The sequence below is a fragment of the Roseivivax isoporae LMG 25204 genome (assembly GCF_000521865.1).
Taxonomy (GTDB): Bacteria; Pseudomonadota; Alphaproteobacteria; order Rhodobacterales; family Rhodobacteraceae; genus Roseivivax; species Roseivivax isoporae.
On record NZ_JAME01000065.1, the window covers coordinates 1 to 9,312 of the forward strand.

12 protein-coding genes and 1 pseudogene are annotated in these 9,312 nt (G+C 75.8%); 7 read left to right on the top strand and 6 right to left on the bottom strand.

Annotated elements, in window-relative coordinates; translation table 11 throughout:
* Positions 1-537 (top strand): FliM/FliN family flagellar motor C-terminal domain-containing protein (locus tag RISW2_RS21745; RefSeq protein WP_162164352.1); only part of this gene is annotated, 537 nt, incomplete at its 5' end.
* 12 nt (positions 538-549) lie between these two features.
* Here the strand turns inward: RISW2_RS21745 and RISW2_RS21750 are convergent.
* Positions 550-987: a protein tyrosine phosphatase family protein gene (locus RISW2_RS21750; RefSeq protein ID WP_043775087.1), complete on the bottom strand. Its 438-nt coding sequence runs from the start codon at positions 985-987 to the stop codon at positions 550-552.
* A 253-nt stretch (positions 988-1,240) separates the two neighbouring features.
* Between RISW2_RS21750 and RISW2_RS21755 the strand changes: the two genes are divergently transcribed.
* Together RISW2_RS21755 and RISW2_RS21760 are read left to right on the top strand one after the other, a co-directional pair.
* A complete protein-coding gene (locus RISW2_RS21755) occupies positions 1,241-1,429 on the top strand; it encodes a hypothetical protein (RefSeq protein ID WP_043775090.1) in 189 nt (62 codons plus the stop codon).
* 211 nt (positions 1,430-1,640) lie between these two features.
* Positions 1,641-3,638 (top strand): enoyl-CoA hydratase/isomerase family protein, encoded by a 1,998-nt coding sequence (locus RISW2_RS21760; RefSeq protein WP_043775093.1) that lies wholly within the window; start codon positions 1,641-1,643, stop codon positions 3,636-3,638.
* Between the two features lie 12 nt (positions 3,639-3,650).
* Here the strand turns inward: RISW2_RS21760 and RISW2_RS21765 are convergent, their stop codons facing one another.
* Entirely contained in the window at positions 3,651-3,866 is a 216-nt protein-coding gene (locus tag RISW2_RS21765) for a hypothetical protein (RefSeq protein WP_043775096.1), read from the bottom strand.
* A gap of 134 nt (positions 3,867-4,000) precedes the next feature.
* Here RISW2_RS21765 and RISW2_RS21770 point away from each other — a divergent pair, with 134 nt between their 5' ends.
* The 4 genes from RISW2_RS21770 (at position 4,001) to RISW2_RS21785 (ending at position 6,770) form a co-directional block, all read left to right on the top strand.
* Positions 4,001-4,264 carry a DUF2312 domain-containing protein gene (locus RISW2_RS21770; RefSeq protein ID WP_043775099.1) on the top strand — a complete coding sequence of 88 codons (264 nt, stop codon included), beginning with the start codon at positions 4,001-4,003 and terminating at the stop codon, positions 4,262-4,264.
* 157 nt (positions 4,265-4,421) lie between these two features.
* Positions 4,422-4,919, top strand: coding sequence for a peptidase associated/transthyretin-like domain-containing protein (locus RISW2_RS21775; RefSeq protein WP_043775102.1), 498 nt, complete (start codon positions 4,422-4,424; stop codon positions 4,917-4,919).
* The gene (locus RISW2_RS21780; protein WP_051492289.1) at positions 4,916-5,503 is read left to right on the top strand and encodes a ferric reductase-like transmembrane domain-containing protein; all 588 of its coding nucleotides are present in this window, start codon (positions 4,916-4,918) and stop codon (positions 5,501-5,503) included. The genes RISW2_RS21775 and RISW2_RS21780 overlap by 4 nt, the downstream gene beginning before the upstream one ends.
* 88 nt (positions 5,504-5,591) lie before the next feature.
* Positions 5,592-6,770 carry an MFS transporter gene (locus tag RISW2_RS21785; RefSeq protein WP_043775105.1) on the top strand — a complete coding sequence of 393 codons (1,179 nt, stop codon included), beginning with the start codon at positions 5,592-5,594 and terminating at the stop codon, positions 6,768-6,770.
* A 2-nt stretch (positions 6,771-6,772) separates the two neighbouring features.
* Here the strand turns inward: RISW2_RS21785 and RISW2_RS21790 are convergent, their stop codons facing one another.
* The 4 genes and pseudogenes from RISW2_RS21790 to RISW2_RS25120 form a co-directional block, all read right to left on the bottom strand.
* Complete coding sequence (locus RISW2_RS21790) at positions 6,773-7,813, bottom strand: glycosyltransferase family 2 protein (RefSeq protein WP_084615526.1); 1,041 nt, start codon at positions 7,811-7,813, stop codon at positions 6,773-6,775.
* Positions 7,810-8,364: an SAM-dependent methyltransferase gene (locus RISW2_RS21795; protein ID WP_051492291.1), complete on the bottom strand. Its 555-nt coding sequence runs from the start codon at positions 8,362-8,364 to the stop codon at positions 7,810-7,812. Before RISW2_RS21795 ends, RISW2_RS21790 begins: the two co-directional genes overlap by 4 nt.
* Positions 8,361-9,059 (bottom strand): PIG-L deacetylase family protein, encoded by a 699-nt coding sequence (locus RISW2_RS21800; protein ID WP_043775108.1) that lies wholly within the window; start codon positions 9,057-9,059, stop codon positions 8,361-8,363. Before RISW2_RS21800 ends, RISW2_RS21795 begins: the two co-directional genes overlap by 4 nt.
* Positions 9,052-9,312: pseudogene (locus RISW2_RS25120) on the bottom strand (acyl-CoA dehydrogenase); the annotation flags it as partial. The gene RISW2_RS21800 and the pseudogene RISW2_RS25120, both read right to left, overlap by 8 nt.

The following is a 9,312-nucleotide window of genomic DNA, read 5'->3' on the forward strand; positions in this document are numbered from 1 at the left end:
AGCGATGCAGGGCCCCCGCCGCACGAGGATCTCGTCCTGTCGCTGCCCGCGCGCATCGACGCGGTGCTCTGCCGCCTGCGGCTGCCCTACGCCACGCTCGAGGCGCTCGCGCCCGGCGCGCTGCTGCCGCTGCCGCCCGGCGCGCTCGACATGGCCGAACTCGTGGCCGGCGGGCGCCACGTGGTCACCCGCGGCCGGCTCGGGCAGATGAACGGCCTGCGCGCCATCCGGGTGTCGGAGGCGACGGGCGCCGCCCGCGCCGCGGCGCAGCGCGCGGCCGCCGCGCTCGCCGGCCCGTCCGATGCCGACGCGCCCGCCGACGAGGGCCCGGCCTTCGCCGGGCTCGGCGATCTCGATGTCGGGATTCCGTGGGTCGGGGATGCGGACCCCGTGCCGGACCCCGCCGACGACGCGGCGGAGGGGGAGGCGTTCGAGCTGCCGCCCCTCGATTTCGACCTCGCGCTCGACGGCGACGGGGGGCAGTCCTTCGACTTCGCGCTCGACCTGCCGGGCGCCGCGTCGTCCGGGGACGACTGAGCGCCTGAAGGTTCAGCCGCGGTCGGGGTTCGCCGCCGCGGCCTCGAGCGTCGGGCGCAGCCCGGACAGGTCGTAGCCCGCCCGCGCCGCGGTCGCGAGGATCTCGTCAACCGGCAGGCTGCCCGCCTGCGCGAGGGCCCAGGCGACGGTGCAGCGGGTGCCCGATGCGCAATAGGCCAGCACCTTGCCACCGGCATCCTCGACCATCGCCATCTGGCGTCCCACGTTCTCGGGGGTCATGGTCTGGTGCGTCAGCGGCAGCACCTCGAAGCGCAGGCCCGCAGCCTCGGCCGCACGCGCGATGGCCGCGGCCTGATGGCTCGGCGGCACCTCGCCGTCCGGACGGTTGCAGATCACCGTGCCGAACCCCGCCGCGGCGATTGCCGCGACGTCCTCTTCCGAAATCTGGGGCGAGACGTGGTAGGTCCCGCTGACGTGACGAATGTCCATGTGTCCGCTCCTGGCCTTCGGAGGCCTGCTTTGACACCTCTCGCCCCGCCGATCAAGCGGCAGGCCGCCCCCGGCTGCACGCGTTCCGGGCAGAAGATCGCGAATCGTGCGCGCGCGCGTTGCGAATCGTTGATCCGGGAGGCAAGAGCGGCGAAAGTCGTACACGCGATGCGTGTGGCGGAGGCCAGGCGCGCCCGGCCGGGCCCGTCCTCTCCGCCGCTGCCCCGCATCGCCATCTGGGAGGAAGAAACCGATGGACAAGCGACTTCAGACAAGGGTCGACGCGCTCGGCCGCGATCTCGCTCGGGCGGACGAACCGACACGCACCGCGGTGCTCGAGCGGCTGGGCATCGTGGCGGCGCGCCGCGAAGGCCGGACCGATGCCGCGCGGCGTGCGGCCGAGGAGGCCGCGGAAGCCATGTTCGACAACCTGCCGGTCTGAGCGGCGGGACCTTCTCCACCGCGTCCCGGGACGGCCCGTCGCGCCGCGTCCCGGGTCGCGGCTCCCGCGCACCACTTCCCGTCCGAAAGCCGCCGCTCCCTTGCCCGGCGCGGGCTTTTTCCGTCTACTGGACCCGTGGCGGTGCGCTCCCGGGCGCATCGCGCGGACAACCGGGCCGAAGCGCCCGGACGAACGCGGCAGAAGGGCAGGCATGGACGGGCAGATCACAGGGCCGGTGAGCCTTTCCGTCATGGACGGCGTCGGCGTGATCGACATCGACGCGCCGCCCTGCAACGTGCTGACCCCCGAACTGCGCGCGGCGCTCCTCGACGCGCTCGCCGCGGCCGAGGGGGATCCCGACCTCCGCGCGCTTGTCCTCTCCGGCGGCGCCACGGGCTTTCCGCCGGGCGCCGACGTCCGCGAATACGACGCGGCCCCGCGCGATCCCTCCCAGGGGGCGCTCTGCGCCCGGCTCGCGTGCTTTCCCCGCCCCGTGGTCGCGGCGCTGTCCGGAGCCATCTTCGGCGGCGGCATCGCGCTTGCGCTCGCCGCGCACCACCGCGTCGCGGCGGCCGAGGCGCGGCTCTCCTTCCCCGAGGTGCGGCTGGGCCTCGTGCCCGGCGGCGGCGCGACCCAGCTCCTGCCGCGACTCCTGGGCGCCGGCCCGGCGCTCGACCTCATGCTCTCGGGTCGGACCCTGCGCGCCGCGGATCCGGCCCTCGCGCCGCTCTTCGACGCGGTCACGACGGGCGAGCCCCGTGCCGCTGCCATCGCGCTCGCCCGCAGGCTCGCGGCGGCGGGCGCCGGGCCGCGGCCCACGGCGACGCTGCGGCCCGGCATGGGCGACGGCGTGGCCTACCAGCGCGCCATCGCCGCGCGCCGCGCCCGGCTCTCGGGCACCACGGCGGCCGCGGCCGCCCGGATCGTCGACGCCGTCGAGGCCGCGCAGATCCTGCCCATCGAGGCGGGCCTCGCCTTCGAGGCCGAGGCGGCGGAGGAAAGCCGCCGCTCCGACGTCTCCGTCGCCCTGCGCCACGTCTTCGCGGCCGAGCAGCGCGCGCCGCGCCTCGCCGCGTGCGGCCGCCCCCCGGCCGCGGACATTGGCAGCCTCGCGATCCTGGGCGGCGGCCTCCTCGCCGCGCACCTGGCGATCGCGGCGCTCGACCGCGGGCTCGCCGTGCGCTGGGGCACCCGGCGGCCCGACATCCTGCGCGAGGGCATGGTCCGGGTGCGCGCCCACTACGACCGGCTGGTGTCGGAGGGGCTCCTCGCGGAGGCGCGCGCGGCCGAACGGCTCGACCGGCTGGCGCTCGGCGACAGCGCGGCCATGGCCGAGGGCGCGGATTTCGTGATTCATGCCGCCCGCGGTCAGGGCGATGTCCCGGTTCCCGCCCGCATCGTGCGCGCCGTGGCCTTTCCGGGCTGGGTCGAGCGCATCGGCCTGCGCTTCGCCGCCCCGGCGACCCGCCATCCGCTGGTCGAGGTGATCGAGGGGCCGGCGGCCAGCGCGGCGGATGTCGACGCGGCGCTGGCGCTCGCCCGCGCGCTCGGCAAGGTGGCGGTGCGCGTGGTCTCGGACGGGCTCAGCGCCTCGGGCCGGCTGACCGCGGCGCTGCACCGCGCGGCGGACGGGCTCGTCGACGCGGGGCAGGCGCCGGCGGATGTGGACGCGGCGCTCCGCGCCTGGGGCTGGGCGCGCCCCTCGTTCGAACTGCGCGACGTCACCGGGCTCGACGGCGTGCCGGCGGGCACCCGTCCCGAGGGCGCGGTGAACTGGTCCGCGCTCCTGTCCGGGGCGGGCCGCCACGGACGCGCCGACGGCACCGGGGGCTTCTACGACTGGACCGGCGCGACGCCCGTTCCCGCGCCCGCCGCGCAGGCGCTGATCGACGCGGCCCGCCCGCCCGCGCCGCCGCTCCCGCCCGAGGCCATCTCCGGGCTGATGCTCGCGGCGCTCGCCAACGAGGGCGCGCGCATGCTCGAGGAGGGCATGGTGACCGAGGCGCTCGAGATCGACGCGGCGGCGGTGCTGGGCTGCGACTTCCCGCGCCACCGCGGCGGCCCGATGAAGGCCGCGGACCTCGCCGGCCTCTTCGGGCTCCGGCGTGCGCTCGACGGGTTCGACCATCCCGACCGTGCCTTCTGGGCGCCGCACCCGCTCTGGGCCATGCACGTGCGCGAGGGCACGCGGTTCTGCGACCCGGCCTGAGGCGCTTGGCCCTCAGCCGAGGATGATGCCCACGATCACCAGCATCAGGCCGATCACCGACAGGAACAGCGCGCCCATGTTGAGCGGCACCACCTTGCGCATCTCGGCGCGCATCGCGTCGTCGTCGAGCTTTGCGCGCCGGGCGCGCAGGACGCGCAGGATGCAGACCATCAGCCCCGCGAGGCCGATCGCCGACAGGGCCGTGCCGCCCCAGACCAGTCCTTGCATGTGCGTCCTCCGCCGCCCGTGTCCGTCGGCGCAGGGGCTAATCCATCGCGGGGCCCCGGGCAAGCCCGCGCCGCCCCTTGCCCGGCGCGCGGCATCGGGGGTATGGCGGGGCTTCCGACCCAAGGAGGCAGAGAATGCAGGACAGCGCACCCGATGACGGCGGCTACGGCGTCGCCGCCGGAGAGCTCCGCCAGTTCATCGAACGGTTCGAGCGGCTCGAGATCGAGAAGAAGGAGATCGCGGACCAGCAGAAGGAGGTCATGGCCGAGGCGAAGGCGCGCGGCTACGACACCAAGGTCATGCGCAAGGTGATCGCGCTGCGCAAGCGCGAACCGGACGACATCGCCGAGGAAGAGGCGGTGCTCGAGATGTACAAGGCCGCGCTCGGCATGAGCTGATCCCCGGGCCGGCCGGGGCGGGGTCCCCCGGCCGGCCGTGCCGCGAACGCGTGCCACGAAAGCGTGAAGGCCCGTGGGCCCGGCGGTCTTTGGACGGCGGGCCGGGCTCCGCTACACTCCCGCCTGCATCATCCGACGATCGCAGGGAGCCTTGCAGATGACCGACGTGAGCTTCGACCGCCGCCGCCTGCTGACTGCGGGGGGCGCCTTCGCACTTGCCGCGACGACGGGCGGCGTGCTGGTGCCCGCGCGGGCCCGCGCCTCCGGGCTTGCGCCCACGCCGACCATGCGCGGCGGGGCGAACAATTACCGTCTGGGCGCGCCCATCGTCGAGCGCATCGGCGGCGGCGGGTTCTGGATGCGGGGCACCGTGCGCCGCGCCGGCGACGGGGCGCCGCTGCCGGGCCAGCGCATCCAGATCTGGGCACACACCACCGAGGGGCGCGAGCGCGACTGGCACAGCCACGGCGCCACGCTGACCGACGAGAACGGCACCTTCGCCCTCGAGATGCCGCAGATCGTGCCGACCTTCGGCCAGCCCCACGGCCACCTCGCCTATGACAGCGGCGACTACGAGACCGTGTTCCTGCGCCCCGTCATGCCGAGCGCGCGGGACACGAGCCTCGAGGCGCATTTCGTGCTGCAGCCGGCTTGACGGTCGGCCCCCGCAGACCCCTGCGCGCCACCCTGATCTGGGCCGCGCTCGGCCTCGCGCTGGCCGTCCCGCTCCTCGCCGCGGCGGCGAGCCCGCTCCTCGCCTGGCGCGGGCCGGTCTACATCGCGGCGGGGTTCGCGGGGATCGTCGGGCTCGGATTCCTGCTGGTGCAGCCGCTCCTGATGCTCCGCGCACTGCCGGGCCTGCGGGGGCCGCGCGCGCGCCATGCCCACCGGGCGGTGGGCGTGGCGCTCCTCGTCGCGGTCGTCCTGCACGTGGCGGGGCTCTGGATCACCTCGCCTCCCGACGTGATCGACGCGCTGACCTTCACCTCGCCCACGCCGTTCTCGCCCTGGGGCGTCGTCGCCATGTGGGCGGTCTTCGCCACCGCCGCCGTCGCGGCCCTGCGGCGGCGCCTGCCGGTGCGCAGGTGGCGGCTCGCGCACCGCGCGCTCGCCGTCCTCATCGTGACCTGCAGCCTGGTGCACGCGCTCCTGATCGAGGGCACGATGGAGCCCGTCTCCAAGGCTGCGCTGGGCGTGCTCGCCCTCGTCGCGACCCTCCTCGCCGTGCGCCGGGCCTGACCGCGCGGCCACGCTGACGTTCGGGAAGCCCGGCCGGCAGGAACATCCGGCCGCGCCGGGACTTTCGGCGCGAACGGAGGGTCGCGCCATGACATTTTTCCAGAGCCTGTCCGCGGCCGGGTTCGCCGCCACCGCCATCAGCTACGGCCCCGGCCGCATGGGTTTCGGCCTGTTCGTGCCGCAATTCACGCAGGCCTTCTCCATGTCGCCCGCGACCGTCGGCCTGGTGTCGAGCACGGGTTTCGCGGGCTTCTTCCTGGGTCTCCTCGTGGCGCAGGTCTTTCTCAACCGCCGTGGCCCCGAATTCCCGGTCCTCACCGGGCTCGCGGCGGCGGCGATCGGCACCGCCATCGTCGCGCTCGCGCCGAACGTGCCGGTCCTCGCCACGGGCGTGTTCCTCGCGGCGTCGAGCGCGGGTTTTGCCTGGACGCCCTTCAACGACGCGGTGCACCGCAAGATCCGCGACGTCGACCGGGCCACGGCCCTGTCCGAGATCAGCACGGGCACGAGCGTCGGCATCGCCGGCGCGGGGGCGGTGGCGCTCGCCATGGTGGTCCTCGGGGTCCACTGGCGCGCCTGCTGGGGTGTCTTCGCCGCCGCGAGCGCGCTCGCCTTCCTCGGCAACTGGGCGGCGCTGCGGCATGTGGAGAAGTCGCCGGAGCCCGGGCCGGACAACGGCTGGCGCGACGTCCTGCACCGCGCGGCGCTTCCGCTCTTCGCCATCGCCTTCGTCTACGGCATCACCTCGGCGGTCTACATCTCGTTCGCCGCCGACCGCTTTGCCCAGGGCGGCGTGCCCGGGTTGCCCGCCGGCGCGGCGCCCTCCCTCGTCTTCATCTTCTACGGGATCTTCGGGCTCGTCGGCCTCCTGACCGGGTGGGTGCGCGACGCGATCGGCCTGACCTGGCTCCTGCGCGCGCTCCTCCTTGCCGCTGCGGGCTCGCTCGCGCTCGCCGCGGTCCTGCCGGGCAGCTGGTCCGGCCTCGTGGCCTCCGCGGGTCTGCAGGGGATCAACGTCATGATGACGAGCGCGGTGCTGGCCTTCTGGTCCGAGCGGCTCTTCCCGTCGTTCCCCTCGCTCGGCTTCACCGCCGCGCTGCTGGCGACCGCCACGGGCAGCGTGATCGGCCCGGCCATCGCCGGCCTCGTCTCGGGCGGGATCGGGCCCGGGGCGATGTTCTACGGCACCGCCGCCATCCCGCTTGCGACCGCGCTGGTCCTGCAGGCGCGCGTGGTGGTGGAGCGGCCCGCCGTGGCTGCCGCCTGATCTCAGGGGGCGAGGAGACACTCTCCCGAGCGTCCTGCGCGCGCGCGCTCGGCCCGCGTGCCGAGATAGCGCAGGCGGGCCGGCACGTCCGGCAGCGCCCGCAGCACGCTGACGCAGCGCTCGAGCTCGGGCAGGTCGCGCAGCGCCTCGCGCCGGGACATGGGCGTGCGCGCCGCACCCCGATGCCCCGGCTGCGCCGCCAGGTGGTGCCGGATCATCGCCTCGAGCGGCGCAAGCGCCGTGTCGAGGGGCGCGTCGCGGCGCGCGAGCCGTGCCGCCACCCGCGCGGCCATGCCCCGTGGCGCCCGCCCGTCGCTGCGCATGGAGGCCGCCACCACCGCGTCGCGGGCGCGCACCGGGCGGTAGCCCGCGGCGAGCGCGCGCGCGACGATGTCGCGGTCCTCGCCGCTCTGCCGGTCGCGGAAGCCGCCGAGCGCGAGATAGGCCTCGCGGCGCAGGCCGAGATTCGCGCCGCCGGCGGTGTTGATGCCGATCCCGTCCGTCCCGGCCGGGTCGAGCAGGCAGCCGAACTCCACCGAGAGCGCGGCATAGGCGTCCTCGACCGCGGACCACGCCGCGTAGTCGGGCGACAGGGCGGCAAGCTCGCCCGGAAGCGCGCAGATGCCGCCGAGCGCGACGGGCGCCCGGGCGAGTGCACCCGCCATTCCCGCTGCCCATCCCGGTGCGGGCACGCAATCGGCGTCGGTCGACAGAAGCACGCCCGCGCCCGGGCACGCCCGGAGGGCCGCCGCGTGGCCGAGCCGGCGCGCGCGGCCGACCCCGCCCGTGCCGAACGTGACCTCGGTCAGCAGGACCGGCAGGCCCAGGCGTCCGGCCGCGGCCTCGGCCCGCGCGGCAGAACGGTCGGTGCTGTTGTTGACGCAGAGGCTGACGAAGAGCGGGGGCGCGCCCTCCTGCCGGGCGAGCGCGCGCAGGCAGGCCTCGATCCGCGCCTCCTCGTTGCAGGCGGGCACGACGACGGCGAGCGCCGCCCCGGACGGGAGGGGCGGTCCAGCGTGCCGCGTCGCCGATGCGGGCGTCACGGATGACCCCGCGCCACGTCGATGCGGCAGCCGCGCGGGCTGTCCCTGCGCGCGAATGTCCGGCCGCTCGCCGCCACGAAGCGCGCGAGCGCCTCCTCGCCCTGCAGAGGATGTCCCGTCGGCCCGCGCCAGGTCACGCAGACCACGTCGGCCGCGGGCCGGCGCCGGACCTCGCGTCCGAGCGCCTGCAGGCCGGCGGCGTCGAGGAAATAGAGGATCTCGGACAGGAGGATCAGGTCGAACGGCCCCGCGGGCAGCGGCGCCGGCAGAAAGAGGCGCGAGAAGGTTGCGCCGGGCACGCGGCACCGCGCGGCGGCAAGCGCCGCCTCCACCGCGTCGACGCCGTGGTAGCGCTCGCAGCGCGGCGCGAGGTGGCGCGCGAGCTCGCCGTTGCCGCAGCCGATCTCGAGCGCCGCCGCGTAGCGCGGGCGGGGCAGGGCGGCGGCGGTGGCGCGGAACCGCGCCTGCTCGTAGGCGCTTTCGCGGAACGACCACGGATCGTCGGTCCCGGCATAGAGCCGCTGCAGGTGGTCCATGCCGACCCCCGTCATGGCGCGACCTCGGAGAAGATCTCGTCGTGGTCGCGGAAGAGCGCGACGAAGCCCGGCGCCATCCGGAACCCGCCCGGGTCGAGCCCCGCGACGCAGCCCAGCTGCGAGCGGTGGCAGGCGATGGCGCGGGCCTTGCGCGCGCGGTGGGGCGCGGTGTCGAAACGGCAGGCGGGCGGCTCGGGCGCGTCTCCGCGCCAGCGCGACCAGATGGCGTAGCTCAGGTGCCGCAGCGCTCCGAGCGCCGCGGCCCGCGCCGCGATCGCCGCCGTCGCCACGTGGTCGCAATGGGGATCGCGCGCCGACGGCGCGACCAGAGTGCGCGCGCCGGTCTGCCGCGCCAGCGACACGATGCGGGCGGCGATCGCGTCGTGGCTGTCCGCCATGTCCTCCATGCCCGCATCGGGAAGGTCCAGCCGCGTGATGTCCCCGCGCGTGCCCCCGAGCGCCGCCACCGCGGCCTCGAGCTCGGCGGCGCGCAGGGTCGCGAGGCGGGTGCGCGGCCAGTCCGGCGAGGGGGCGTGCGACGCGCCGCCATCGGTCATGCAGACCACGTGGGCGCCCGGTCCCTCGAACGCGGCGGCGAGGAGCGCCCCGCAGCCGAGCGATTCGTCGTCGGGATGCGGGGCAAGGACGAGGAGCGGCGCGCCGCCCGAGAGGTCCCCGAGCGTCGCGGGGCGCACCGGCGCGTCAGTCATCCATCCAGGCCCCGAGGCCCGGCGCCTCGACCAGCATGGCCCGCCCGACGCGCAGGGCGAAGGCATCGGGCGCCGACTGGCGGACATAGCAGGCAAGGTCGCGCGCCATCTGCCCGACCGGGTGGTCCACGGCGAACATGGCGAGCCCGACCGACCGCTCGACCGCGGCGATGGCGTCCTGCGCCAGTGCCTCGGTCAGGAGCCGGGCCGACACCGACAGCGTCGCCGCGCGCGCGGGCTGCGCGGCGCCCGC

What these genes read in the sequence shown, in the direction of transcription:
- RISW2_RS21750 (WP_043775087.1), bottom strand. Translation starts at nt 987, where the DNA reads ATGGACATTCGTCACGTCAGCGGGACCTACCACGTCTCGCCCCAGATT.
- RISW2_RS21795 (WP_051492291.1), bottom strand. Translation starts at nt 8,364, where the DNA reads ATGACGGGGGTCGGCATGGACCACCTGCAGCGGCTCTATGCCGGGACC.
- RISW2_RS21760 (WP_043775093.1), top strand. Translation starts at nt 1,641, where the DNA reads ATGGACGGGCAGATCACAGGGCCGGTGAGCCTTTCCGTCATGGACGGC.
- RISW2_RS21770 (WP_043775099.1), top strand. Translation starts at nt 4,001, where the DNA reads ATGCAGGACAGCGCACCCGATGACGGCGGCTACGGCGTCGCCGCCGGA.
- RISW2_RS21800 (WP_043775108.1), bottom strand. Translation starts at nt 9,059, where the DNA reads ATGACTGACGCGCCGGTGCGCCCCGCGACGCTCGGGGACCTCTCGGGC.
- RISW2_RS21785 (WP_043775105.1), top strand. Translation starts at nt 5,592, where the DNA reads ATGACATTTTTCCAGAGCCTGTCCGCGGCCGGGTTCGCCGCCACCGCC.
- RISW2_RS21775 (WP_043775102.1), top strand. Translation starts at nt 4,422, where the DNA reads ATGACCGACGTGAGCTTCGACCGCCGCCGCCTGCTGACTGCGGGGGGC.
- RISW2_RS21765 (WP_043775096.1), bottom strand. Translation starts at nt 3,866, where the DNA reads ATGCAAGGACTGGTCTGGGGCGGCACGGCCCTGTCGGCGATCGGCCTC.
- RISW2_RS21755 (WP_043775090.1), top strand. Translation starts at nt 1,241, where the DNA reads ATGGACAAGCGACTTCAGACAAGGGTCGACGCGCTCGGCCGCGATCTC.